This window comes from Betaproteobacteria bacterium (assembly GCA_016720925.1).
GTDB lineage: Bacteria > Pseudomonadota > Gammaproteobacteria > Burkholderiales > Usitatibacteraceae > UKL13-2.
The window spans coordinates 185,467-210,999 of the sequence record JADKJR010000008.1 but is presented as its reverse complement, the minus strand read 5'-3'; the positions used below and the strand labels follow the sequence as shown (position 1 = coordinate 210,999).

General features: G+C 61.6%; 23 protein-coding genes and 6 pseudogenes. 22 read left to right on the top strand and 7 right to left on the bottom strand.

Translation table 11 applies throughout. The features are described 5' to 3' along the window. Positions 1-11 precede the first annotated feature (11 nt). The 4 genes and pseudogenes from IPP88_14015 (at position 12) to IPP88_14000 (ending at position 5,366) form a co-directional block, all read left to right on the top strand. A pseudogene (locus IPP88_14015) lies at positions 12-3,202 on the top strand (CusA/CzcA family heavy metal efflux RND transporter). Positions 3,203-3,213: 11 nt separating this feature from the next. After that, a complete protein-coding gene (locus tag IPP88_14010; protein ID MBL0123784.1) occupies positions 3,214-3,396 on the top strand; it encodes a hypothetical protein in 183 nt (60 codons plus the stop codon). 43 nt (positions 3,397-3,439) lie between these two features. Next, entirely contained in the window at positions 3,440-3,856 is a 417-nt protein-coding gene (locus IPP88_14005) for a hypothetical protein (protein MBL0123783.1), read from the top strand. 464 nt (positions 3,857-4,320) lie between these two features. Continuing rightward, positions 4,321-5,366, top strand: a pseudogene (locus IPP88_14000) (EamA family transporter). Between the two features lie 156 nt (positions 5,367-5,522). Here the strand turns inward: IPP88_14000 and IPP88_13995 are convergent. Further along, positions 5,523-6,158: a Crp/Fnr family transcriptional regulator gene (locus IPP88_13995; protein MBL0123782.1), complete on the bottom strand. Its 636-nt coding sequence runs from the start codon at positions 6,156-6,158 to the stop codon at positions 5,523-5,525. A gap of 2 nt (positions 6,159-6,160) precedes the next feature. Further along, positions 6,161-7,314 (bottom strand): annotated as a pseudogene (locus IPP88_13990) (putative sulfate/molybdate transporter). A 184-nt stretch (positions 7,315-7,498) separates the two neighbouring features. Between IPP88_13990 and IPP88_13985 the strand changes: the two are divergent. After that, on the top strand, positions 7,499-8,005 hold the full coding sequence (locus IPP88_13985) for a hypothetical protein (GenBank protein MBL0123781.1): 507 nt from the start codon (positions 7,499-7,501) through the stop codon (positions 8,003-8,005). Between the two features lie 143 nt (positions 8,006-8,148). On the opposite strand, the gene IPP88_13980 is transcribed toward IPP88_13985, so the two are convergent. Continuing rightward, positions 8,149-8,808 carry a metalloregulator ArsR/SmtB family transcription factor gene (locus IPP88_13980; GenBank protein MBL0123780.1) on the bottom strand — a complete coding sequence of 220 codons (660 nt, stop codon included), beginning with the start codon at positions 8,806-8,808 and terminating at the stop codon, positions 8,149-8,151. Between the two features lie 113 nt (positions 8,809-8,921). Between IPP88_13980 and IPP88_13975 the strand changes: the two are divergent. From IPP88_13975 to IPP88_13940, 8 genes and pseudogenes are all read left to right on the top strand, one after another. Continuing rightward, positions 8,922-9,781 (top strand): annotated as a pseudogene (locus IPP88_13975) (sterol desaturase family protein). After that, positions 9,768-10,752 (top strand): annotated as a pseudogene (locus IPP88_13970) (VTT domain-containing protein). The pseudogenes IPP88_13975 and IPP88_13970 overlap by 14 nt, the downstream one beginning before the upstream one ends. A gap of 21 nt (positions 10,753-10,773) precedes the next feature. Next, on the top strand, positions 10,774-11,124 hold the full coding sequence (locus IPP88_13965) for a DsrE family protein (GenBank protein MBL0123779.1): 351 nt from the start codon (positions 10,774-10,776) through the stop codon (positions 11,122-11,124). Positions 11,125-11,395: 271 nt separating this feature from the next. Continuing rightward, positions 11,396-11,752 (top strand): DsrE family protein, encoded by a 357-nt coding sequence (locus IPP88_13960; GenBank protein ID MBL0123778.1) that lies wholly within the window; start codon positions 11,396-11,398, stop codon positions 11,750-11,752. A 2-nt stretch (positions 11,753-11,754) separates the two neighbouring features. Then, entirely contained in the window at positions 11,755-12,855 is a 1,101-nt protein-coding gene (locus IPP88_13955) for an NAD(P)/FAD-dependent oxidoreductase (protein MBL0123777.1), read from the top strand. Between the two features lie 52 nt (positions 12,856-12,907). Continuing rightward, positions 12,908-13,567: a class I SAM-dependent methyltransferase gene (locus IPP88_13950; protein ID MBL0123776.1), complete on the top strand. Its 660-nt coding sequence runs from the start codon at positions 12,908-12,910 to the stop codon at positions 13,565-13,567. 117 nt (positions 13,568-13,684) lie between these two features. Beyond that, positions 13,685-14,476, top strand: coding sequence for a class II glutamine amidotransferase (locus IPP88_13945; GenBank protein ID MBL0123775.1), 792 nt, complete (start codon positions 13,685-13,687; stop codon positions 14,474-14,476). After that, positions 14,473-15,621 (top strand): annotated as a pseudogene (locus IPP88_13940) (cysteine desulfurase). The gene IPP88_13945 and the pseudogene IPP88_13940 overlap by 4 nt, the downstream one beginning before the upstream one ends. Positions 15,622-15,739: 118 nt before the next feature. Here IPP88_13940 and IPP88_13935 read toward each other — a convergent pair. Further along, a complete protein-coding gene (locus IPP88_13935) occupies positions 15,740-16,039 on the bottom strand; it encodes a response regulator transcription factor (GenBank protein ID MBL0123774.1) in 300 nt (99 codons plus the stop codon). A gap of 608 nt (positions 16,040-16,647) precedes the next feature. Continuing rightward, positions 16,648-16,815, bottom strand: coding sequence for a hypothetical protein (locus IPP88_13930; protein ID MBL0123773.1), 168 nt, complete (start codon positions 16,813-16,815; stop codon positions 16,648-16,650). Positions 16,816-16,855: 40 nt separating this feature from the next. Here IPP88_13930 and IPP88_13925 point away from each other — a divergent pair, with 40 nt between their 5' ends. Next, positions 16,856-18,835 (top strand): ParB/RepB/Spo0J family partition protein, encoded by a 1,980-nt coding sequence (locus IPP88_13925; protein ID MBL0123772.1) that lies wholly within the window; start codon positions 16,856-16,858, stop codon positions 18,833-18,835. A 281-nt stretch (positions 18,836-19,116) separates the two neighbouring features. Here IPP88_13925 and IPP88_13920 read toward each other — a convergent pair whose 3' ends face one another. Both IPP88_13920 and IPP88_13915 read right to left on the bottom strand, forming a co-directional pair. After that, a complete protein-coding gene (locus tag IPP88_13920) occupies positions 19,117-19,752 on the bottom strand; it encodes a response regulator transcription factor (GenBank protein ID MBL0123771.1) in 636 nt (211 codons plus the stop codon). Positions 19,753-19,919: 167 nt separating this feature from the next. After that, positions 19,920-20,252, bottom strand: coding sequence for a hypothetical protein (locus IPP88_13915; GenBank protein ID MBL0123770.1), 333 nt, complete (start codon positions 20,250-20,252; stop codon positions 19,920-19,922). 23 nt (positions 20,253-20,275) lie between these two features. Between IPP88_13915 and IPP88_13910 the strand changes: the two genes are divergently transcribed. From IPP88_13910 to IPP88_13875, 8 genes are all read left to right on the top strand, one after another. After that, positions 20,276-20,707 (top strand): lytic transglycosylase domain-containing protein, encoded by a 432-nt coding sequence (locus IPP88_13910; GenBank protein ID MBL0123769.1) that lies wholly within the window; start codon positions 20,276-20,278, stop codon positions 20,705-20,707. Positions 20,708-20,793: 86 nt separating this feature from the next. Then, a complete protein-coding gene (locus IPP88_13905; GenBank protein MBL0123768.1) occupies positions 20,794-21,408 on the top strand; it encodes an OmpA family protein in 615 nt (204 codons plus the stop codon). Positions 21,409-21,465: 57 nt separating this feature from the next. Continuing rightward, positions 21,466-21,786 carry a hypothetical protein gene (locus IPP88_13900; GenBank protein ID MBL0123767.1) on the top strand — a complete coding sequence of 107 codons (321 nt, stop codon included), beginning with the start codon at positions 21,466-21,468 and terminating at the stop codon, positions 21,784-21,786. 21 nt (positions 21,787-21,807) lie between these two features. Then, complete coding sequence (traL, locus tag IPP88_13895) at positions 21,808-22,095, top strand: type IV conjugative transfer system protein TraL (protein MBL0123766.1); 288 nt, start codon at positions 21,808-21,810, stop codon at positions 22,093-22,095. Then, positions 22,092-22,709, top strand: a complete 618-nt coding sequence (gene traE, locus IPP88_13890; GenBank protein ID MBL0123765.1) for a type IV conjugative transfer system protein TraE — start codon at positions 22,092-22,094, stop codon at positions 22,707-22,709. The genes traL and traE overlap by 4 nt, the downstream gene beginning before the upstream one ends. Positions 22,710-22,717: 8 nt before the next feature. Further along, positions 22,718-23,428, top strand: a complete 711-nt coding sequence (locus IPP88_13885; protein ID MBL0123764.1) for a type-F conjugative transfer system secretin TraK — start codon at positions 22,718-22,720, stop codon at positions 23,426-23,428. Next, positions 23,421-24,830, top strand: coding sequence for a conjugal transfer protein TraB (locus tag IPP88_13880; GenBank protein ID MBL0123763.1), 1,410 nt, complete (start codon positions 23,421-23,423; stop codon positions 24,828-24,830). Before IPP88_13885 ends, IPP88_13880 begins: the two co-directional genes overlap by 8 nt. After that, a complete protein-coding gene (locus IPP88_13875) occupies positions 24,823-25,527 on the top strand; it encodes a DsbC family protein (GenBank protein ID MBL0123762.1) in 705 nt (234 codons plus the stop codon). Before IPP88_13880 ends, IPP88_13875 begins: the two co-directional genes overlap by 8 nt. The last annotated feature ends 6 nt before the right edge of the window (positions 25,528-25,533 follow it).

The window sequence follows — 25,533 nt, the reverse complement described above, 5'->3', positions numbered from 1 at the left end:
AAGGACAGGAAATGCTAGAAAAACTTCTGAAGTTCGCCATCCATCAACGCTGGGTCATCCTGCTGATCGTATCCGGCATGGCCGCGCTCGGTATCTACAACTACCAGCGCCTGCCGATCGACGCCGTGCCGGACATCACCAACGTACAGGTGCAGGTCAACACCGAGGCGCCCGGTTACTCGCCGCTGGAAGCGGAACAGCGCATCACTTTTCCGGTCGAGACGGCGATGGCCGGTCTGCCCGCGCTGGAACAGACGCGCTCGCTGTCGCGCTACGGCCTGTCGCAGGTGACCGTCATTTTCAAGGACGGCACCGACATTTACTTCGCGCGCCAACTGGTCAATGAGCGCATCCAGGAAGTCAAGGGCAAGCTGCCGACGGCGATCGAGCCATCGATGGGGCCGATCTCGTCCGGGCTCGGCGAAATCTTCATGTGGACGGTCGAGCTGAAACCGGGCGCGAAAAAAGCCGATGGCACTCACTACGACGCGACCGAGATGCGGACCATTCAGGACTGGATTGTGCGCCCGCAGTTGCGCAACATTCCCGGCGTCACCGAGATCAATACCATTGGCGGCTATCTGAAGCAGTTCCACGTCACGCCCGACCCCGGCAAACTGGTGGCCTATGGCCTGAGTTTTCATGACGTACTGGAGGCGTTGGCGAAGAACAACGCCAACGTCGGCGCCGGCTACATCGAAAAAAGTGGCGAGCAATACCTGGTGCGCGCGCCCGGGCAGGTTGCGACACTCGATGAAATCGAGGACATGGTGATACGCAACCAGGGCGGCGTGCCGGTTCGGATAAAGGATGTCGCCGAGGTCATGCTCGGCAAGGAGCTGCGCACCGGCGCGGCGACGGAGAACGGCAAGGAAGTCGTGCTGGGCACCGTCTTCATGCTCCTCGGTGAAAACAGCCGCACCGTATCGCAGCGGGTCGCGGCCAAGCTGGTCGAGGTAAATCGCACGCTTCCGCCGGGGATCGAGGCCAAGACCGTCTACGACCGCACCACGCTGGTGGAGCGCACCATTCAGACCGTGTCCAAAAACCTTCTGGAGGGCGCGGTGCTGGTGGTGGCGGTGCTGCTGGTATTGCTTGGCAACTGGCGCGCGGCCCTGCTGACGGCCGCGGTGATTCCGCTGTCGATGCTGTTCCTGATCACGGGCATGGTGGAGAACAAGGTCAGCGCCAACCTGATGAGCCTCGGCGCGCTGGATTTCGGATTGATCGTGGATGGTGCCGTGATCATCGTCGAAAACTGCCTGCGGCGCCTGGCGATCGAACAGCACCGGCTGGGCCGGTTGCTGGATCGCGGCGAGCGCTTCCAGGTGGTGTTCGAAGGCGCCCGCGAAGTGTTCGTGCCGAGCCTGGTGAGCGTCATCGTTGTGGTGCTGGTCAACCTGCCGATCTTCGCGCTCACCGGTGTCGAAGGCAAGATGTTCCATCCGATGGCCTTTACGGTCGTGGTGGCGCTGATCGGCGCGTTGGTTCTTTCGGTCACGTTTGTGCCTGCCGCCATTGCGTTGTTTGTCACCGGGCGGATCGAGGAAAAGGAAAGTCGCGTGATGCGTGGCGCGCGCAACCTCTATCAGCCGGCGTTGGCGTTTGCGATGCGCAACAAGTGGCCGGTCGCGACGGCGGCGGCCGTCGCGGTGGTACTGAGCGCGCTCCTCGCGAGCCGCATGGGCAGCGAGTTCATCCCAAACCTCGACGAGGGCGACATTGCGCTGCACGCGCTGCGCATTCCCGGCACCAGTCTCAGCCAGTCGGTGGAGATGCAGCAGACGCTGGAAAAACGCATCATGGAATTTCCGGAAGTGGACAAAATATTCGCCAAGATCGGCACGGCGGAAATCGCCACCGACCCGATGCCCCCCAGCGTTGCCGATAACTTCGTCATGCTGAAGCCGCGCGCGCAATGGCCCGATCCCGACCGCAGCAAAAGCGATCTGGTGACCGCGATGCATGAGGCCGTCGAAAAAATCCCCGGCAACAACTACGAATTTACCCAGCCGATCCAGATGCGTTTCAATGAACTCATTTCCGGCGTGCGCAGCGACGTTGCCGTCAAGGTGTTCGGTGATGACCTCGACGCGCTGCTGAAGAGCGGTGAACAAATCTCCGCGGTGCTGGAGCGCATACCCGGTGCCGCCGATGTGAAGGTCGAACAGGTGACCGGCCTGCCGGTGCTGTCGGTCAAGATCGATCGTCGCAAAATCTCGCGCTACGGCCTCCACGTCGCCGACGTGCAGGAAGTAATCGAAGTCGCGATCGGCGGCAAGGAGTCCGGCCAGGTATTCGAAGGTGACCGGCGATTCGACCTGGTGGTGCGGCTCCCGGAAAAGTTGCGGTCCGATATGGAGGCGTTGAAGCGTCTGCCGATTCCGCTGTCGGGGGCGGCAAGGCCGGCGACCCGGGGCAGCCGGCGGCGTACATCGCGCTGGGTGACGTCGCTGAATTTCAGGTCGCGCCCGGCCCGAACCAGATCAGCCGCGAAAACGGCAAGCGGCGGGTGGTGGTGACCGCCAACGTGCGCGGGCGCGACCTGGGTACCTTCGTGGCCGATGCGCGCGAGCGGATACGCGCGGATGTGAAACTACCTGAAGGCTATTGGCTGGAATACGGCGGCACCTTCGAGCAACTGGCGTCGGCCGCACAACGGCTGCAGGTGGTCGTGCCGATATCGCTGCTGCTGATCTTCGGCTTGCTGTTCATGACTTTCGCGTCGGCAAAGGATGCGCTGCTGGTGTTCAGCGGCGTCCCGCTGGCGCTCACCGGCGGCGTGGCGGCGCTGTGGCTGCGCGATATTCCGCTCTCCATCTCGGCGGGCATCGGCTTCATTACGCTCTCGGGCGTCGCGGTGCTGACCGGCGTGGTGATGGTGTCCTGTATCCGCGATCTGCGCGCCGAGGGCAAGGATCTGGATTCCGCCATTGTCGAGGGTTCACTAACCCGCCTGCGACCGATTCTCATGATCGCGCTGGTGGCCAGTCTGGGGTTCCTGCCGATGGCGCTGAACGGCGGCACTGGCGCGGAGGTACAGCGACCGCTCGCGACCGTGGTTATCGGCGGAATACTCTCGTCGACGCTGTTGACGCTGCTGGTGTTGCCGGTGCTGTATTGGCTGGCGCACCGGCACGATGCCGAACGCAACACGGCAACGGAGCTAATGCCGCAAGCCAGGCCGAATGCGGCGGAATAGGCGCAGCGGAAATGAAAGCAGCTATCGATATGCCGTTATGGCGTTACCAATTCGGCTTGCCGTTGCAGACATCGGAGATTTTGCGGACGTCCTGCGTATTACTTGAAAGGAAATTTTATGCGTTTCGTTTTGATATTTTTCGTCTTGATAGTGGGATGTTCGATGTTGTCCGGGTGCGCGACCGCGCGGATTAAGGGCTACCAGCCGGATGGCAGATACTGTTTCAGGATCTCAAAAATGGCAGTCTGCACGACGGATCCCATACCCAGCTTGCAACAGGAATCAATGGCGAAACGGTTTGAGGGCGATCCCTCGCGGCAGATAGTCTGGGTTGTGCGAAATGCCAAGTATGATGCCTATGACAAGGTGTCGGTAAGCGTCAATGGGATCCAGATCAAAATGTTGCACGATACCGTTGCGCGATTCGCGCTGATGCCGGGCAGTCACCACATAACCGCGCTACATCGATCCAGCGAGGTGGGAAAACTTGCGATTGATGGCAAGGCCGGTGAACAGATTTTTGTCGAAGTTCATCCCGACATTGGAATTTTTTCCACTGACTTCTCTTTGCGTCAACTTTCAGACGAGGAAGGACGACGAAAGGTATTGGCCAGCAAGCTTATTTTGGACCAGCAAATAGGTTCCTCACTTTGATCTAGGAGTGAGAAAATATCGTCTTTCCGGGCCGGCGTCCTCACCTTTTTGACCCTGTGAAAGCGATCATGGCAGCAGACTGCAACAGTTGAAGGTGGCTGTTTTTCGCGTGTCGTTGGCCACGCTGGCGATGAGCTTGAGTTTGGCATTGGTGGTGTTCAAAGCGCTGCGGCGCAATGGCATTGGGGGATGAGCGACCAGTAAACTCAAGCGGTGGCGCGGCTTTCAAGCCGTTTTTGCCCGGGAAGGCGCACCAAATGGCGGTCTGCGTCGTTTGATGCCGCGATCAATAGCCTACACAGATGCCGCATCGACATCGTGGCTTCGGCGCGAGTCGGAGCAAGCGAATTTCCATCCACGAAGCCACCGAAAGGCGCTTTAATAATTTGAATACTATTGTTGCGGCGGCGTGCGCGTTTTTCGTTGGCATCACGGACTTTGTATGACTCGGGAAAGAACTTGTTTTGAAATTCTGGAGTAACAACACCGGTATTTGGGCGGCACTCGGTGCGGCGCTGCTGTTCGGTGCGGGCACGCCGTTCGCCAAGTTGTTGCTCGGCCCGGTGAGTCCATGGTTGCTTGCGGGACTTCTCTATCTCGGTTCGGGTGGTGGGCTGCTGATCTGGCGCTTGATTGGCCGTGCGAAAACAGGCCTGATCACCTCAGGCGAATGGAGTTGGCTGGCCGGCGCGGTCATCGCCGGAGGCATGATCGCGCCGGCGATGCTGATGTGGGGGCTGGTTAGCATGCCCGCCGCTGGCGTATCGCTGCTGCTCAACGCCGAAGGTGTGCTGACCGCGCTGATCGCCTGGTTCGTGTTCCGCGAAAATTTCGACCGGCGCATCGCGCTCGGCATGACTCTGATCGTTGCCGGGGCGCTTGTGCTGTCGTGGCCGCGCGAATTGCGCTTCGGCGCGGTGATGCCCACTCTTGCCGTGATCGGCGCGTGCCTGTTCTGGGCGATCGACAACAATCTCACCCGCAAGGTCGCGCTGCTCGATGCCTCGTTCATTGCCATGACCAAGGGACTGGTCGCGGGCGCGGTCAACACGGCGATCGCGCTGGCGCTGGGCGCGGAATTGCCGCCGCTGCCGGCAACGCTGGCGGCGGCCACGGTCGGACTGTTCAGTTACGGCGTCAGCCTGATACTGTTCGTGATTGCGCTGCGGTACCTCGGCACGGCGCGGACGGGCGCTTACTTCTCAACAGCGCCGTTTGCCGGCGCGATAATCGCCGTGGCGGGCATGGGGAGGCGCTGACGGGCGAATTACTCATCGCCGGCGCGCTGATGGGCGCCGGTGTGTGGCTGCACCTCACCGAAACCCACGAGCACGAGCATATGCACGAGCCGCTCGATCATGAGCATGAACACTGGCACGACGAGCATCATCAGCACGAACACGACTTGCCCGTTCCTCCCGGCGTCCGGCACGCGCACCGGCACATTCACCAGCCAATTACCCACACGCATCGACATTTTCCCGACGCGCATCATCGGCATCACGGTTAGCGCGGCCGACTGATTGCACGGAGAAGCTTGCGGGTCGTGCTGCACGCTACGTGGGGCAGCCGGCTCGTGGGGCGATACGCATGCGTATTGAAATCCCCGCGTCACCCTCCAGTGCTGGCGGCGAGGCGAAAATCACACCATCGCAACTTGAAAGGATCAGGGCTTCATACGCATGCGCATGCGGGCTCCATGGACAATCAGCGCACCTTCGTCCTGCATTCGGCGCAAGGCGCGGTACAGCGCCTCGTGGCTGATGCCCAGTTCTGCTGCCCAGCTTTTGCGCGATTGGCCGATTGTCACTTCACCGTTATCGCCATCCGCTTCGATGAAATGGCAAATGCGCTCGGCGGCGCTATTGAGACTTAGCCGTTCGCATTGCGCGCGCAGCCTGCGAACCTCGCGGGCGAGTTGGGCCGACCAGGCGGCGTGAAAGGTGGCGTCATGTTGCAGGGCATGCCGAAATGCGGCGATCGGGAATGCCAGCAATTCGCCTTCGTCCGCGGCCACGATATCGCAGTGGTAGGCTTTCGATTCCAGACTCGCTTCGGCGATGAACCCGTCGCGCACGCGTTGCAGGATCACCTCCGTTCCCGTCCGCGAGGCGCGCGTCAGGCGAAGCTCACCGGCCAGGACGCACAGGATGTCGGCGGCCCGGTCGCCACGCCGATACAGGATTTCGCCTCTGGCGAAATGGCGTGTCCGAGCAACCCGCCGCAACGCTGCCGGCACGCGCGGGAGCAGCGCATTTGCCGTGCCCCATTTTCCCCAATCGGGAACCTGCGCCACGACCATCGCTACAGCCGGAGCCAACCGCGCCGCGCCGCGTGATGCGCGATCAGGCCGAACACGACCGCCACGCCGACGTTGAACATCGCAATGGCGGCGGTTGCCAGCAGCACCGCGCGGTCGAGCTTCTCGCCGCCGTGCTCGCGGCTGGCCAGCGCCAGTTCCAGCCCGGCCATGAACAGGATGACGCCCAGCACCGAGGGCGGAAACAGCCGGAACAGCGTCGCCACCGAATCGGCGAAGAACAGCGCCAGCACCGTCAGCAGCACGCCCAGCATGATCGATGCGCCGCCGGTGCGCGCGCCGAACTTGACGTGCCCGGCCAGCCCGCCGGCGCCGTGGCACATCGGGATGCCACCGATGGCGCTGGAAAAGAGATTCATCAGTCCGGTCGAGACCGCCACGCGCTTTTCGGAGACGGCGCGATCCGAAACAGGCGATTGTGTTCGTCGGTAACAGCGACGAACGCATTGCCGAAGGTCAGCGGCAATTGCGGCAGCGCCAGCAGCACCAGGCCCAGCCAGAGTTCGCGCGTGCCGAGTGACGGCCAGGCGAATGTCGGCAGGTGCAGCGCCGGTTCCGCCAGCGCCAGGTCGGCCAGCAGCGTCGGCTGCTCAATGACGGCAAAGGCGCCGCCGGCCAACAGCAGCGCAGCCATGGCGGCGGCGCGGGTGCGGCTCATCAGGAACAGCGTCGCCGCAAACATCACCGTCGAGAACAGCCAAGCCTGCGACATCATGCGCACGCCTTCAAGCATGAAGCTGAAGCCGAGGCCGAGCACCACGCCCAGTAATGCCGGCGCGGGAATCCACCGCGCCACGCGCTGCGCAACACCGGTGAGGCCCAGCAACAACCAGATCGCGCCGGTGATCAGCCCGGCAGCCACCACGATCCCCGGGGTCAGCGCTTCCACGCCGGCGGAATGGAGGACCGCGGCGGCACCGATCAGTTTCATCGGCTGCACCGGGAAGGGCGTCTTGAAAACAATGCCGGCCACGATCAGCATCACGCCGAACGGCAGCAGGATGGCGCCGGCATCCATCTTCAGCACGGATATGTAGGCGACGACAAACGGAATCAAGGTGCCGAGATCGCCGAACGCGCCGGCCAGTTCGGCGAGGTTGAAGCGGTTGCTTGTGGTTGTTTGGGTTTCCGTTGCCATATGATTAGGATCATAACTAAGTATTCGCCGCCCGCATTAGCATGGGTCAATTATTCTCGTGGAGCACCGTCTCAGGTATCCGTCGTCCCAGCCTGCGCTGGGACGTCAGGCTCCCGCACCATTCATTGCGGCCTTCCAATGTGCGGCCGTTGTTACTGCACTGATGAACAGGAAATGGAATCTTATGCCCCCACGATTCACCCATCGCCACGCCTTCACCGCGCTGCTGCTGTCGCTGCTACTCCCTTCATGTGCACAGTCACCGCTGCACGACCATGCGGCACCGTCCGCATCCGCATCGGGCAAGTCTGATCCCGCGCAGGACACCCGACCGCTGGTGAAATTTCCGGAAGAGTTGCGTATCCACACGCTGACCAACATGCGCGATCACCTGTTCGCCCTGCAGGAAATTCACGACGCGCTGGCGCGAGAGCAGTATGATCGCGCGGCGAGTGTTGCCGAACAGCGTCTCGGCCTCACCTCGCTGAAATTGCACGGCGCGCACGAGGTCTCGAAATACATGCCCGCCGGCATGCAGGCGATCGGCTCGGAAATGCATCGCGCGGCCAGCCGCTTCGCTGTTGCCGCGAAGGACGCGGGCGCGACGGGCGACGTCAAGCCGGCACTGGCCGCGCTCACAGGCGTCACCGCCCAATGCGTCGCCTGCCATGCCGGGTTTCGGATTCAGTAGGCGAAGGGGGCTGTCGCAAATGTGTGGACAAACGCAAGCACTGGCGCGGCCTTCAGGCCATTATTGTCCGGAGAGGCGCGCCAGATGGCGATCTTCGTCCCAGTATGCGTGGTCGCGATTGTTCCGCCTGATTGCCGTCCAGATTAGGCTTCGACCGGCAGGCCGGCGGCTTTCCACTCCGGAAAACCGTTTTCCAGCCGCCGCGCCTTGAGTCCCTTGCCACGCAGCAGCGTCACCGCATCCACCGAGAGCAGGCAGTACGGACCGCGGCAGTAGGCGATGACTTCCCGTCCCTTGGGTAACTCTCTCATGTGCTTGGGCAGGTCCTCGACCGCGATATTGATCGCTCCCGGCAAATGGCCGGCCGCGTATTCGTGGGCGGGACGGACATCGAGCACCGTGACCAATCCCAGCTTCGAGCGCTTGACCAGCTCCGCCGCGGGGATGGGTTCCAGGTCGTCGCGCGCGGTGATGTAGGTGCGCACCAGTTGCTCCATTTCGGCGAGCCGCGTCTCGGCGACGCGTCCCAGCGCGGCGATCAAAGCCACCACGTCCGGTCCCGCCGATTCGTAGTACATCCGCAGGCCTTCCTTGCGCGCCCGCACCAGTCCGGCGCGGCGCAGTTCCTGCAGGTGCTTCGAGGTATTGGCGACCGAGAGCCGCGTCATGGTCGCCAGCTCGTCCACGCTGCGCGGACCCTGCGCGATGAACTCCAGCAACTCGAGCCGGTTGCCGTTTGACAGCGCCTTGCCCACCCGCGCGAGCTGGGCGTGCACGTCCTGTTTGAAATTACCGGTTGACATTGCGGTTGCGACCCCCTATTATTCAACTAATTAGTTGAGTAGTTGAGTAGTTGAGTAGTTGAATTATACCTGAGCGGCGGAATCCGGCAAGTGTTTAAGTACCTGGAGCGATTATGACATTCAACGAGTGGGCACTCAGCCACGAGCCGGTGCTGCGCCTCGGCGCATTCTTTGGCATGTTCGCGCTGATGGCGATCTGGGAAGCGCTGGTGCCCAGGCGGGCACGGCTGCTGCCGCGGCGGTGCGCTGGCTGCACAACTTGGCGCTGGTGGTATTGAACAGCCTGATCCTGCGCCTGCTGTTTCCAGTGGCGGCGGTCGGGTTCGCGCTGGGCGCCGAACGCGGCTTTGGATTGTTGAACGCCTTCGATGTGCCGTTCTGGCTGGCCTTCGTGCTGTCGGTGATCGCGCTCGACTTGGCCATCTATTTGCAGCACGTGATGTTCCATGCGGTGCCGCTGTTGTGGCGCCTGCATCGGGTGCATCACGCCGACGCGGACTTCGACGTGACCACCGGCGCGCGTTTTCATCCGATCGAAATCCTGCTGTCGATGCTGATCAAGCTGGCGGTCATCGCGGTACTCGGGGCGCCGGCGGTGGCGGTACTAGTATTCGAGGTGCTGCTGAACGCGACCGCGATGTTCAACCACGCCAATCTCCGGCTGCCCGAATCGGTTGACCGGTTCCTGCGGTTGATATTGGTCACCCCCGAGATGCACCGCATCCACCACTCGATGGAGGTGGCCGAGACGAACAGCAACTTCGGCTTCAACCTGCCGTGGTGGGACCGGCTGTTCGGCACCTATCGCGACCGTGCCCGCCTGCCGCAGGAGAGCATGGCGATCGGCGTGCAGGGGCTCACCGGCAGCGACGCGGCGGTCAAGCTCGCGGGCATGCTGGCGCTGCCGTTCGCCGAAGCCGGTGGCGCATATCCGATCGGCAGTACGTCGGAATCCGGACATGAAGCCTCGTAACGCAGCGCGCGTTGCACTGGTACTGGCCCTGGGCGCGGGCCTGCTCGTCGTCTTCGCGAATCGCGGGGCGCTGACCGGCGATGCGCTCAACGGCTGGCTGGCAGATGCAGGCATCTGGGCACCATTGGCGTTCATGGCCTCTACGCGGCGGCGACTGTGTTCTTCCTTCCCGGATCCGTACTCACGCTCGCGGCAGGCGCGGTGTTCGGCGCCGTGCCCGGAGCACTGTACAGCCTGATCGGTGCCACGCTCGGCGCAGCGATCGCCTTCCTCGTGGCGCGTTACCTCGTGGCGGATTGGGTCGCGCGCAGGGCGGGCGGCAGGCTGAAGCAACTGATCGACGGCGTTGAGGCCGAAGGCTGGCGCTTTGTCGCCCTTGTGCGGCTGGTACCCTTGTTTCCCTTCAACCTCGTGAACTACACGCTCGGGCTGACGCGTATTCCGCTACTTGCCTACGTGGCTGCCTCCTTCGTCTGCATGCTTCCCGGGGCGCTCGCCTATGCGTGGCTCGGTCATGCCGGGCGCGATGTACTCGCCGCCCGGGATGGAGCAATCCGCAACGCTTTGTTGGCGCTGGCACTGCTCGCAGTCGTTGCTTTCCTGCCCCGGCTGGCGCGACAGTTCAGCCAGGCCGGCATCCGTTGGATCGATAGCGGCAGTCTCAAAGGCAGGCTCGACCGGAGCCGCGAGCCGTTGGTAATAGACGTCCGGGGGGCGGACGAATTTACCGGCCCACTCGGCCACATCTCGGATGCCTGCAACATTCCGCTGAGCGAGTTACCGGCGCGCATCGAGCAACTTGCACAGTCAAAGCGGAGCCCGCTAACGATGGTATGCCGAACCGACAAGCGTTCGGTAACGGCCGCCGTCTGTTGAAGCAAGCGGGCTTTACCGACGTCCTTGTCCTGCGTGGCGGCATGGAGCAATGGAATCGGGAAGGCTTCGCGATTGCGCGTGAATCTGGACCATGACGAAAAAAGGAGAACGACACCATGAAGAACCTGTTCATTCTGAATGAAGCACCGTATGGCAATGAGCGCAGCTACAACGCCTTGCGCCTTGCGGGAACCCTGTCGAAGGCCGAAGGGGAGGAGGTGAGAGTATTTCTGATGGGTGATGCGGCGGCTTGTGCCAAAGGCGGACAAAAGGTTGCCGAGGGTTTTTACAATATCCAGCTCATGCTCAGTCGCGTGGTGCGCAACAAGGCCGAAGTCGCGGTGTGCGGAACCTGCATGGATGCGCGCGGGATCACCGATCCGGAGCTCTCGGAGGGAGCCCTCCGCGGCACTCTCGCCGAGCTGACGTCATGGACACAGTGGGCGGATAAGGTGCTCATCTTCTAAACACGGCATCTTAAGTAATGCCGCACTATCGGTAGCCTGGATGAAGCGAAGCGTAATCCGGGATCGGTGGTTTTCAGTGGATTGTTGCAAAAGATGTTCCTCGATTTCGCTACGCTTCATCGAGGCTAGGCCTACCTTCAACAGGCGGCAGTATTTACGTCGCCATGTTTAGGTAGTCGGTTATGGCGCGGGCGACCCCAGGCTTCACAGCGAGGCATTTTCAGCACCATTTCGAAGGCAGGAAACTAATTGTTCTGAAGGAGCGAATCCGATGGGCAACATATTGATGATTGTGAACGAGCCCGCTTACGGCAGCGAGCGTGCCTATAACGGGCTGCGGCTCGCCGGCACCCTGGCAAAGCGCGATGGCGTGCACGTGCGGGTTTTTCTGATTGGCGACGCGGTGGACTGCGCCAAACGCGGCCAACGAACGCCGGCCGGCTATTACAATATCGAGGCGATGCTGGGCAAGTTGCTTGAGCATCACGGGGAGGTTGGCCTCTGCGGCAGTTGCCTCGATTCCCGTGGCATCGCCGATGCCGATGTCACGCCCGGCACGCGCCGCAGCAGCATGGAGGAACTGGCGACCTGGACCGGCGAGTGGGCTGACAAAGTGATTGTGTTTTGACCATGGGCCGAACCGCGTTAGTCCTTGGGGCTGGTCTGGGTGGGCTGGTCGCCGCCGAGACCTTGCGAAAGCTCTTGCCCGACACCGATCGCGTGATCGCCGTCGATCGCGCCGAGCGGCACTTCTTCCCGCCGTCGTTGTTATGGCTGATGGTCGGTGAGCGCAAGCCGGAGGATTTCACCCGTTCGCTGGACCGCCTGATCGGTCGAGGCGTCGAGTTCCGCCACGGTGCGGTCACCCGCATCGATCCGCGGCGCCGCGAAGTCGACGTCGCCGGCGAATTGCTCGTGGCCGACGCGCTGGTGATCGCGCTCGGGGCCGAGTACGCAGTGGAGGCGATCCCGGGTCTCGCGCAAGCCGGCCTCAATGCTTATACGATGGAAGGCGCGACCGCCATCCGCGACGCCCTTGCCGGTTTCGCCGGTGGCCGCATCGCCATTCTCACCGCCACGCCGATGTATAAATGTCCGGCGGCGCCCTACGAGGCCGCCCTGCTGGTGGATTCGCACCTGCGCAAGCGCGGCCTGCGCGACAAGGCGACGATCGAGTTCTTCGCGGCCGAACCCCGGCCGATGTTTGTCGCCGGCCCCGATGTGGGCGGCGCGATACGTGGCATGATCGAGGCTCGCGGTATAGCCTACCGCCCCGAGCATCAGGTCAAGGAAATCGATCCGGCAGCCCATCGCATCGGCTTTGCCAATGGCGTCTCGGCCGAATACGACCTGCTGATCTACATTCCACCGCATCGCGCGCCGGCGGTGGTGCGCGAGGCGGGCTTGACCAACGAATCCGGCTGGATACCGGTTGATCGCCAGACGCTGCAAACGCAATTCGAGAACGTCTTCGCGCTCGGCGATATCACCAGCATTCCGCTCAAACTGGGCCGTCCCTTGCCCAAGGCCGGTATTTTCGCCCACGGCCAGGCCGATGTCGTCGCGCACAACATCGCCCATGCCTGGACCGGCAAGGGCACACTGCGCCAATTTACCGACAAGGGCATGTGCTTCATCGAGACCGGCAGCGGGCAAGCCGGCATCGGCAAGGGAAATTTCTACGCCGAGCCGGCGCCGCAAGTGGAGATGCGCGGACCCAATCTCTTGTGAATACTGGCTGTACCGGCGATTTTGATTCCAGCATGGGGACGGGGAAACCGCGATGCAACCGGAACAGTACGACGCCCGGTACGCCACACGCCGCGGCTCGTGGATCGGAGAGGAAGAGTACCGCCTTCTCCAATCACTGCTTGAGCCGCGTGCGGAGGAGACACTGCTGGACGTGGGCTGCGGCACCGGCTGGTTCACGCGCCGCTTCGCCACCAATGTCGCAGGCCGGGTCGTCGGCGCCGATATCGATCCCGACATGGTCCGCTTCGCCGCCGGACATTCGCCGCGTGGCATCGGCTATGTCGCGGCGGACGCGCGCCGGCTCCCGTTCCGCGACGGGAGCTTCGATCTGGTCATCAGCGTCGCTGCCCTGTGTTTCGTGCAAGACGAGATCGAGGCGCTCGCCGAGATGCTGCGCGTCGCCCGGCGCCGGGTGGTGCTGGGGTTGCTCAACCGTCACAGCTTGCTCTATCTTGCCAAAGGCAGGGGCGGCGGCCGGGGAGCTTACCGTGGCGCTCGCTGGCATACGGCCGCCGACGCGTTGCGCCTGTTCGATGGTCTACCGGCGCGTCGATCCGGTCTCGGTACCGCCGTGGTGATGTCCGGCGACAAGTGCTGGAGCCCGCGACTGGAGCCTTGCCTGCATCGCTGGCTGCCCGGATTCGGCGCCTTCATTGCCGCCGCGGCGGACGTGTCACCGCACCGCATCTAACAAGCCATCAGGGGAGACCATGCTCAATATCTTTCTCGTCGATTTTTCGCTTCGCCGGCCGCCGTTGATCGAAGTGGGTTCCCGGCGGAACACAGCCATCTCGCCCGGGTGCGAATGATGTGCGAGTTGTTTGGCGCTTCCAGCAACACGGCTCGCGGACTCTCTCGCTGGCTGGTCCCCTTTCGCGCGCGGGGCGGCGCATCAGCCAATAATCCGGACGGCTGGGGGATCGCCTATGGGTCGGGCGGACAGCCGAACATCGAAAAATCGCCCGGGCCCGGCGGGCAAAGCCAACGTTTCTTGCAACTGTGGGAAGGTGTGAACTCGCCGCTGGTGATCGCCCATGTGCGCAAGGCCCGGCATCCTCCCGTTCCCGGCATGCGCAATACCCATCCCTTTGCCCACCGCTGCTGCGACCGCGATTGGGTGTTTGCCCACAATGGGCTGGTATCCGACATTGTCGATTGGCCCGTGGCCAACCCGCTTTGCCATCCGACGGGCGACACGGACTCCGAGCACGCCTTCTGCCGAATCCTGGCAGGCATCGTTGGCACATACGATGCGGTCGACCATGATCCGTGGCTCGGCCGGCTTGAGCATATCGCCGGTATCATCGCCGCGGCGGGCAAGTTTAATTTTCTCCTCTCCGACGGTCGCGTCCTGATCGCATACGGCGATGATCGACTCCATTACCGGGAAGAATCGGATGAGCACGGCAGCCTCGCACTGGTCGCGACCGAGCCGCTCACCGACGACGCGTGGCATGCTTTCTCCCCGCGGCAATTGCGCGTATACCAGGACGGTAAGCTGCTGGCGTGCCGAGGTATTTCAAAGGCGATGCCAAGCCGGTCGATCGGCATCAAAGACACGGAAGACCTGATCGCCAATCGCGAGCAGGCGCTGCAATGAGTGCGCCAATCTACCTGGACTACAACGCCACGACGCCGGTCGCCACCGAAGTGATGGAGGCAATGTTGCCCTACCTGGTGGAGCGCTTCGGCAATCCCTCGTCGTCTCATTCCTACGGCAGGAAAGCGGCCGAGGCGGTTTCCGAAGCGCGCGGCTCGGTCGCCGGCCTTATCGGCGCCGCCGCGGATGAGATTGTTTTCACCGGCAGCGCCACCGAAGCCAACAATCTGGCGCTTCTCGGGGTCGCGCGCGCGTTGGCCGGCAACAAGCGGCATCTTGTGGTGAGCGCGGTGGAGCATCCCGCAGTGATGGCGCCGGCCCTGCATTTGCGAAGCGAGGGATGGGAACTGAGCGTGATTCCGGTCGATGCGTACGGAAGGGTCAATCCCACGGATATCGCCGCGGCGATTAGGCCGGATACCGCGCTCGTCTCCATCATGCATGCCAACAACGAGCTCGGCACGATCCAGCCCATCGCGGAGATTGCGACGATCACGAAGGCGCGCGGCATCCTGCTGCATACCGATGCCGCGCAAACCGCCGGCAAGATTCCACTGGACGTCGATGCGCTGGGTGTCGATCTTCTGACGCTGGCGGGACACAAGTTCTATGCCCCCAAAGGTGTCGGCGCGCTTTATGTCCGGACCGGTGCTCCGATCGTGCCAATCCAGTTCGGGGCTGGCCAGGAACATGGCTTGCGGCCAGGCACGGAAAACGTCATGCAGGTGGTTGGCCTGGGCGCGGCCGCGAGGCTCGCGCAGCATCGCTTTCCGGCGACGACGGAAAAGCTGCGGTTGCTGCGCGACACGCTACACCAACGGCTGGCGGCGAGCGTTCCCGGGCTGATGTAATGGTCATCCGACCGAGCGTCTACCCAATACCTTGCACGTGTCTTTTCCGGGTATTGTCGGGCGCGAACTGCTGTCCTGTGTCGCGGGGTCGCCGCATCGGTCGGATCGGCCTGCCACTCCGAAGCTGACGCCGTGAGCGGCGTGCTGGCCGCGATGGGATGCGATGTGAATCGTGCCCTTGGGGCAGTCAGGCTTTCAGTTGGATGGATGACAACAATAGAGGAAATCGACGCCGCGGCGGCGGCATTGTCCGAAGGTGTCGATGGTCTGCTTGTACAGCGGCGTCAATCATGAATCGTACCCACCCGTTCGCCAGTGACAATTGCCGCGGTGCCGGACCAGCGGGGGCGGGCGGCGAATTCACGCGGGAAAGTTTCACCAATTCATTTGTCACGCCCTAAAGTTGCCAAGCCTAATGATCCGCAGTAGTCGCATTCGCCGGTGCCGCGGCCCAGTAGATTCTGGCCGCTTCTCCTCGATTTCGCACTTCTAAATACTTGTATAACCTTCTGGCGCTATCTCGAACTGATATTTCCTTCATGCCGGCCATGTCACCGATCTCCTTGTGGAGCTTGCCTCGCGCAATAAGCGAGAGAAGCTTGATTTCGCGGTCATTGAGCTGACCAAATTTTGACAGCTCGGGCGTGCAGTGTAGAACTTTCGTAGGTACGAAATTCAACCCACAGAAAATGGCATCGACTGCCTTGAGCATTGTCGGGTTGTCGTAATTTTTCTGGGTGATATGGCCTGACGATTTACCTTTCTAGTTTGTCCGTATCGATATTCGACCAAACAGCAATATTTACTGTGCTGTGAATCCTGTTGACCGATGCCGAGCGTCCCGGCGTTGCCGCCGGCGGGCTCACGGGCGTTGCCCCGCGCCTCGTGCCGAGTCACGGCCATTCGGCTTTGATCCCTGACGCCTCCGACCCTTTGGCCTGCGCTTGCCTCAAGGGGTCGGCTGACGCCCACCCCGCCGCGCAGGCTTGGCATCCCACAGAACCGCCGAACAGGCTGCGCCTGATCGGCCTTGTGCATATCGGTATAGGCGCGCTGCGCGCTTCGTTCACCTCCAGCGAGGCGTGCCTATGGCACGCAGTGGCGCTCACCGCGCGGCGTTGGTCCGTCGCCTTTCTGGCCGCAGGCCGGTCATCCGTCTTTCCCCTCCTTCATCGCTGATTCCGCGACCGTAGCCCGCAGTGCCTGGCCGTCAAGGCGCGCAGGGCCGTGTCCTCGCCTGCGGCTGCGGGCCGCACCAACCCTGCGCTTCTTCCTTGACGGCCAGTCCCTCGCTGGCCCGGTTCTTCGCGGGCGATGAACTCAGGAAAGACGGCGGCAACAGCGATCAGCCCAGGTCACTGCGCCGAACAAACCAAAGCCAACACCGGGCTCCGAATCTTGGAATCCGGTCGATTTTGAAAACCACAGGAGGGCCGCGCATGCAGACACCGACACCGTGAAATCGATAACCAGTTTTTCTTCATCCATTCTTGTTTTCAACTTCCCGCAAGGGATAGGAGCTATCACCATGAACACCGTTACCCATCAAGAAAACCAAGCACTGCAGGCAATTGCCGCTGCTACCGTTACGGCATACGACCTGCTATTGATTCCGCTGTCGCAGTTGCGGCCTTCCAGCCGCAACGTGCGCAAGTGCGGTGGGGTCTCGATTCCCGAGCTGGCATCGAGCATCGGCCGCGTCGGCCTGCTGCAAAACCTCACCGTCACCGCATCGAGCGATGGCGAGCATTACGAAGTCGTCGCAGGCAAGCGGCGGCTGGCGGCGTTGAAGCTGCTGGCGAAGCGGCGCAAGCTTGCCAAGACCCATGACGTACCTTGCCTGGTGGTGCCGGATGCGTCGGCACGTACCGTGAGCCTGACCGAGAACGTGCAGCGCGAGGCCATGCACCCCGGCGAGCAGTTCGAGGCGTTCGCCGCGTTGGTGGCCGAAGGTCGGCCTGTCGAAGATATTGCCGCTGATTTTGGTGTGACACCGCTTGTCGTGCAGCGCCGTTTGAAGTTGGCGAATGTCTCGCCGCGCCTGCTGGCCGACTATCGCGCCGATGCTGTCACGCTCGACCAGTTGATGGCGCTCGCCATCACGGACGACCACACCGCACAGGAGGCGGCGTTCTATGACGCGCCGCAGTGGCAGCGCAGCGCACAGGCGCTGCGCGAGCACCTGACCGAACGCGAGATCGACGCCACGCGCGATGCGCTGGCACGCTTCGTCGGCATCGAGGCTTACGAGGCCGCAGGCGGTGGTGTGCGGCGCGACCTGTTCTCGGACGATACACGGGGCGTGTTCCTCTCCGATGCGGCGTTGCTGGATACATTGGCGCGAGACAAACTTGCAGCCGCTGCGGACAGTGCCCGTGCGGAAGGTTGGGCATGGGTCGAAACGGTGCCGCGCATCACATCGGCAGAACTGCACGGCTTCCAGCGCGCCCGCCGTGACCGGCGCACGCCGAACAAGGCCGAGGCCAAGCGCATCGCCAAGCTGCAATCGCGGCAACAGGCCATCGACGACAGACTGAATGCCGACGATGCCGAGGACATCGCGGAAGAAGAAGCCTCGCCCCTCTACGAGGAAAGCGACAAACTTGGTGTTGAACTCGACATCATCGAACAATCGCTGTTGGTGTTTGCGCCCGAGGTGTTGACGATGGCCGGAGCCATCGTGGCGGTCGATCATACCGGCGAGGTCATCACCCATCGCGGCCTGTTGCGCGAGACCGAGGCCAAGGCATTGCGGGCACAGGAACAACAAGGCATGCAGGCGGGTAGTGATCGCGAAGGCGAGGCAGAACCGACAGCGCCCGGTATTTCCGAAAAGCTGGCGCGGCGCTTGAGCGCACACCGCACGGCGGCACTGCAAGCGGAAGTCGCCCGCCATCCGCAGGTAGCACTGGTGGCCGTGGTGCATCGCCTCGCGCTGCGCGTGGTGGTCGATGGCTACCGCTCGGACCGCTCGTTTTCACCCCAGCCGATCAACATCAGCGCTTCGCCGCAGGATGGACTTGAAACGTTTGCGCCGGACGTGGCACAGTCGCCCGCTCTGATCGGCCTGCGGGAAGTGCGTCAGGCGTGGGCGGCACGGCTACCCAGTGACCCGGATGCACTGTTCGCGGAACTGCTGGCGTTGCCCCAGCAGGAACTGCTGTCGTTGCTGGCGGTGTGCGTGGCTACAACGGTGGGCGCGGTCACGCCACGCGAAGACACGTTGCCTGCTACCGCACTGGCGCAGGCAGTAGGCCTTGATATGCACCTGTGGTGGACACCGACCGCCGAAGGCTACTTCGCCCATGTGTCAAAGGCCAAAGCCATCGAGGCGGTGCAGGTGTTCGCACCGGAGCATGCGGCGCGGCTCGCCAAGCTCAAGAAGAACGAACTGGCCAGCGAAGCGGAACGACTGGCGGAGGGCACGGGTTGGCTGCCTGTGATGTTGCTCGCGTCGGTACAGGAGGCACAAGCAGAAACGCTCCCGGATGCTGCGGCGAGCGAGTAAGCAAGATGCCCGGCGGTTTTCGCCGGGCATCTTCTTGGTGTCGCGCGCGGCAGGTATGCCGCGCGCGTTTTAGCAGCCGGCAGCTCTCACCCCTTCCCCAAAACGTGCCCCGCCGCAAAGGCGGGGCGTTTTTGCGTTCACCATCAGCGGCCCGCGCATCACATCGCGGGCCGTCGTATTTCATGCACTGAATCGCTGATTGGCGGATGGTCGGAATCCCGTGGAGCCGTGCATCCGTATCCGTGCTTGGGTACAAAGCCGCTTATACGGATTTACGGCTCCTATTGATCCGCAGTTGCCACACTCGCCGGCACCGAAGCCCAGAAGATCCTGGCTGCTTCCCCTCGATTACGCACTTCTAACTTCTTGTACAACCTTCTCGCGCTATCCCGCACGGATATCTCCTTCATGCCCGTCACGTCACCGATCTCCTTGTGGAGCTTGCCTCGTGCAATAAGTGAGAGAAGTTTGATTTCGCGGTCATTGAGCTGACCTAGCTTAGACAACTCCGGCGCGTTATGTAGAACTTTAGTGGGTACGAAATCTAACCCACTCAAAATGGCATCGACTGCTTTGATCATTGTTGAATTGTCGTAATTTTTCTTGATGAAGCTGGTGGCGCCGTGTTCAATTGCCGCGCGAATCGTTGCGCAATCGCTGTTCCCGCTGAGCGCAACGGTCTTGCCGGATTGCGAAGCGACACACAGGTCAACAAGATCGAAGTTGGGCTTTGCGTCACCGTCCAAGGTCAGGTCCAGAAAGACAAAATCGTAACGTTGTTCTCCAATCAGCCGTATGGCCTCCGCTTTTGTTCCAGCGGTGTCGACGACGGATTCTTTTTGTATTAACCCAATAATCGTGGACAGCGAATCTCTGATCAGACCGTAATCGTCCACTACCAAAACTCTGAGTCCCATGGTTAGTCCCTTGTTGTGATTGTTGTTGTTGGTGGTGCAAAGCAATCCATTCAGCAAAAGCAGTGCAAGGCGATCCCGCGCACCGCGAATCTAAATATCCCGGAGACTCTCGCCCCACCCGCGCAGGTGGGTTTGAGTCGGCTTCTCGTGCCCTCGTGCGCATCGAACTAGCCGGCGGTGACTGCCCACAAATGTGTGCAACGCGTCGCCGGCCAAGCAATCCCCGAGCGAAACCGGGTTTTGATGAGGCGGGCCGTTGCACACGTTAGTGGCTCCACTAAAAAGGTGTTGAAGATACCATTAACAATGTTCATATTGACGCCGGTCATTGCAAAAAACAAAAAAACAACAGTTAGGGCGGCAAGAAATTTTGGAACACCACACTTTCGTGTCCCGGTCGGGATTTGATCTTCCGTATCACTCGCCGTGCTACAAATCATTGGCAGCCGTCCGTTCAGATTCAAACCCCACTGGACACGGCTCACGCTTGCCATCTGCATTGCAAACGCCTTTATGTATTGTCATGAGCGCGTTAGTGCTCTCTGTGGTTGCGTCACCGGTGCGGGCTTCGTGCTGGCACGAGGCCGCCGCGCGTTACCAGGTATCGCCAGCGCTTTTGTACGCGATCGCCAAGCATGAGAGCGCGCTCAATCCGGACGCCGTTAGCGCGCCAAATGCCGATGGCAGCGTCGACATCGGCCTGATGCAAATCAACAGCAAGTGGCTTCCTACGCTTCTCCAATTCGGCATTACCGAGCGGCACTTACACGATGGCTGCACCTCCGTCCACGTCGGCGCTTGGATGCTTGCGCAGAACTTCAAGAGGCTCGGGTTCAATTGGCGCGCGGTGGGCGCATACAACGCGAAAAATGAACAAAAGCGCGCGCGCTACGCACGCGCGATTCATCGAATCATTTACCCAGCGCCAAATCCCGGCATGCAAGGGCGCTCATGAATTCAAGCTCTCGTTCCGCGATCCTGATTGCCCTTCTCATGACGAGCTGCTCGAGTGTTCCCCTCGCTCCTAGTCCTGAGCCCGGTGTGGGCGCCAAGAACCTTGGCGTGCGGCAGAAACCATCACGCGAAGGAGGGGGGTTTTTTTTATGTGCCAGCGATTGCCTTGCACCCACGCTGAAAACACCTGTTGATGCTCAGCTATCGCAGGTCGCGCCGACCTCGCCGCCGGCCTCATCGAATAACGCGGCTTTGTCGCCAGTCGATTCGCTGAGCGGCCCGCAGATTTCTCCCGAGAAGGTGGTCCCTGCCGCTGCACGGACGACGTCCGGCAATGGCTTCACCCTTGTTTTCAACCCTGACGCGGTGCGCCTGGATGACGCCGCGACAATCCTGTTGCGCGAGTTCGAGGCCGATATCAGGCATGCCCTCGCCATCACCGTAACGGGATACGCCGCGCAGAGTGGCAACGCCGCGGCGCGTACGGAGCGCGCGCGGGCGCGCGCCGTCGAGGTTAGGCAAGCCCTGCTGAATTTGGGAGTACGCCCCGCCCAGGTTCGGGCCTTTTATCGCACCGATTGCTGCTGGGTCGGCGCGTCCACGGACGCCGCGAACAACCGCGCGTATGTGGAAATTGATGCGGGCCACGTCGCAAGGCCGGCCCATGCGGCCCAATTCAACGGAGGCGAAGGCCTCAATTGAATCTGCGTGGGGACCGCCTCTCGCAGTGTGTACCACCTTACCGAAAAGGAAACCTCAATGAATACTGGATTGACTCTGAACGCACGCAGCACGGGTTTGTCGCTGCGTGGAATGTGGATGGTCTTGTTTTTTACATTGTTTGCCGGCGCGGCAGTGGCCGGTACCACGGGAACGGAATTCAAGCCCATTTTTGATCTGTTGACGGGCTGGATCGGCGGCTATCTCGGACGGACCATCGCACTGGCTGCTTTCATCATTGGTGTTGGCTACGGGGCATTCAAGCAAAACGGCTTGATCGCATTGGGCGGAATCCTGTTCGCGATTTTCATCCTGATCATCCCCGGCGTGCTCAATTCGATGCTCGCGGCCACCATCTGAACCCAATAGACCGGAGGCGGCATGAACGATAACGACACGCATGAAATTCCGCGCAGGCTCAACGATTTTCCGAAGCTGTTCTTTTGGGATCTCGACGTTGGCGTGATATTCGGGACGTGTTTTGTTTTCGGGACGGCCGCCGGGTCGATCACGTTGGGATTGATTGCGGGAATGTTCGCGGGGTATGGATGGAGCCGCTTGAAATCCGGTAAGCATCCGGCGTATGCCATCCATTGGATCTACTGGCACCTGCCCGTGGGTAAATTGAGACGGGTTCCCCCGTCGTACATTCGGGAGATGCTGGGTTGAAATTTCTTTTTCTGAAACAGAATCTGGACGCTTCGCGCGCCACCATTGCTTTCACCTCATTTTGTTTGCTGGTGTCGTGTGTCGCCAACATCGTCTTCGCGATGGCGTTTCTAAAGATGATCGGCCACGAGCGGACGGTGATCGTTCCACCGACGATCAACAAGACCTTCTGGGTTGATAACGAAAAGGTCAGTGGTGATTATCTGGAGCAGATGGCCGCTTTCGCGGGTTATCTGAGTTTGAATGTTGCGCCATCGACCGTCGATTACCAGAACAAGGTGTTGCTCACCTATGTTTGCCCGGGCAGCTACGGGGCCTTCGAACTGGAAGGGCGCTCTACCGCCGAGCGCATCCGGCGCGACAACGCCTCACAGCTATTCCTGCCGCGTTCAATCACCGTGGACGAAGCCACGCTGCGGGTGGCCCTGGCCGGGTCCCTGCTGACGATGGTCAATACCACCCAGGTATCCAACGTCAATAAAACCTTCCTGGCCGAGTTTGAATATCGCGGCGGAAAAATCTGCGTGAAGCCGTTCACGGAGGCGAACCCCGACGACCCGTTCAAACCCATGCCGCTCAAGTCTGCCGCTGTGAGCGGTACATCACGCAACTAAGGACTCCCATGATTCGTGTTTTTCCTTACACCCTGGCCGCACTCGCGCTTATTGCAAGCGGCCACACCTTGGCCGCGCAGTATGTAGACGCCGTGGACGGCAAAGCCGTCCCGGTCAATTTATCGCAGCGGGAAATGACGCTCATCAAAGTCGACGGGGGCCGCATCAACAAGCTACGCCATAACCCCACTGAACTTTTTGTTGAAGCGGACCAGGATAAAGGCGAGGTGTTCGTCAAGCCCCTGGGCACCGGATCGAGGCCCATCAACTTCTTTGTGGTGACCGATAACGCGTCCTTTCCGATGTTAGCTGTTCCGGTCGATATTCCCTCGGACAGCATCATCATTCGGGAAAAGGCGAGCGCGCAACGCGCCGTCGCTGCGCGCCCCGTGAAAAGCAGCGCTTACGTGAGGTCGATCAAGAATCTGTTGATCGCCGCCACGGCGGATACCCCGCCGCCGGAGTATGAGGTTCGCGAGGTCGCGCGCAACGTTCCGCTGTGGGCGGAAACCCGCTTCACGTTGCGCCGGCAATTGATGGGCGCAGGCCTGGTTGCCGATCACTACGTCATGACGAACCTCACGAATCGGCAAATGGTTCTCGAAGAACAGGAGTTCTACAAGGAGGGAGTGGTCGCCGCTTCGGTCGAGCAGCTCACTCTCGCGCCCTTTGAGGCCACCAACGTCTTCATCGTGCGCGAGAGGGGCCGCAATGAGTGATAACCCGTCGCCGGCCGGCAAGATCGATGATCCCGCCGCGGTCAAACGCAAACAATGGTTCTGGCTTGGCACGATCGCCATTGGCGTGCTCGCGGTGTCCTTTCTCGGCGTGCTGTTCACCGGCACGACGCCACTAACCGCGCCCGCTTCCAAGCCGATCGAGAAAATAGTGACACCCGGCTCGCAGGTGAGTCCGCAGGATTCGTGGATAGGCTCCGCAGGGGCCGACATCGCCACCCTGAAAAAGCAGGTTAAGGAGTTGAGCGACGCGCTCAACCAAGTCAAAGGCAATGCCGGTGCGACGGCGTTGTCTTCGTCCGCAGCCGGCGCGCCGCTTCCCGCAAGCGCCTATCCTGGCCTGCCCCCGGACTCCACGCTCCCACCGCCCCAGGCGCAGTATCCAGGGCAGCCGCAGGGAGCGCCTCAAGTTCACCCCAAGGCGCCCCAAGGTGTGAACTCCGCGCAACAAATCTTCGGTGCGGCACGCACGCCTGTGGGCGGGGTAACGGCACTGCCAACAGCCGTCACCGGCACCCAGGCCGTAGCCGCCGAGAAAACCACCCCGATATTCACAGTCGATCTGACCCCGCGCGCGACCAACTCAAACGCGCAGACGGGCCAGCTCCCGCCTGGCGCGCAAGCCGCCATCGAGGGGAACAGCGCACAGCCGAAGAAGGAAATCCATAACATCTCGAACTACATTCCATCCGGTTCCTTCGGGCGTTCTGTTTTGCTCGGCGGGCTTGATGCGCCCACGGGCGGGCAAGCGCAGTCGAATCCGCACCCCGTATTGCTGCGCGTGATGGATCACGCCGTGTTGCCGAACAAGTTCCGCGGGAAGATCAAGGATTGTTTTGTCGTTGCCGCCGGCTATGGCGATTTGAGCAGCGAGCGCGCGATGATTCGCACGGAATCGATGTCTTGTATCGCCAAGAACGGCAATACCATCGACGTGCCGCTCAAGGGCTGGGTTCTCGGTGAAGACGGTAAAGCCGGCTTGCGCGGCAAGCTCATCTCCAAACAGGGCCAGGTCCTTGCGAACGCCTTGCTGGCCGGGGTGGCCAGCGGCATCGGCAGCGCCTTGCAGCAGAGTGCGACGACCTATTCGGTTTCGCCTCTTGGCTCCACCTCCACCGTTCAAGGTGCCGACGCGGCCAAAGCCGGCTTGGGTCTTGGCGTCGGCCGCGCGCTGGACCGCCTGTCGAATTACTACATTTCGTTGGCGGAAAAAATGTTTCCCGTGATCGAGATCGATAGCAGCCGCGTGGTCGAGATTGTTTTGCAAAAGGGCGTGAGCCTTGATGGATTATTCGATGATGTTGCGGGGACCAACGCCGACGATGACTACCCGGCGCTGGCCCAGCGTAGCCGCAATTCAATGCGCGGGGGAGTCGATGATTAAGCGCGTCGCAGCCGGCGTTGCGTTGGCCGTTAGCGCGCTAACGGCAGCCGGCGCCGAAAACACCCCACCCATTGCCGCGACCCTGGCCAAGCTCTACCCGGCTACTTCATTCGAGACGATCAAGCCCACACCGGTGCCGGGTGTGTTCGAGGTCGTCGCCGGCAAAAACGTGATGTATGTCGAAGCGACCGGGCGCTACTTCTTTTTCGGCCACTTGTTCGACATGAGCAATCAGCAGGACTTAACGACTGATGTCGTGCGCCAAACGACCCGTGTGGCCTTCAGCGATTTGCCTCTCGCCGACGCAATCAAAGTCGTCCGCGGCGCGGGCTCGCGCAGCCTGGCGATTTTTAGCGATCCTGACTGCAGCTATTGTCGCAAGCTTGAGAGTGAGCTTGCGAAGCTAGCCGATGTGACGCTCTACACGTTCCCCTTCGTGCTCCTGAATCCGGATAGCGCGCCGCGCGCGGTCAGCGTGTGGTGTTCTCCCGACCCAGCCAAGTCGTGGGCACGCCTACTTGCCGGCGGGACCACGCCGGCGGCGTTGACGTGTCCCAATCCCATTCAGCGAAATATTGCCCTGGCGGGACGTCTTGGCGTTACCGGGACGCCGACCTTGATCAACCAGTACGGCCGCGTGCTGCCCGGCGCTGCCAGCGCCGCGCAGATCGACGCGTTTCTCACCACGAAAGAGTAAGTAAGC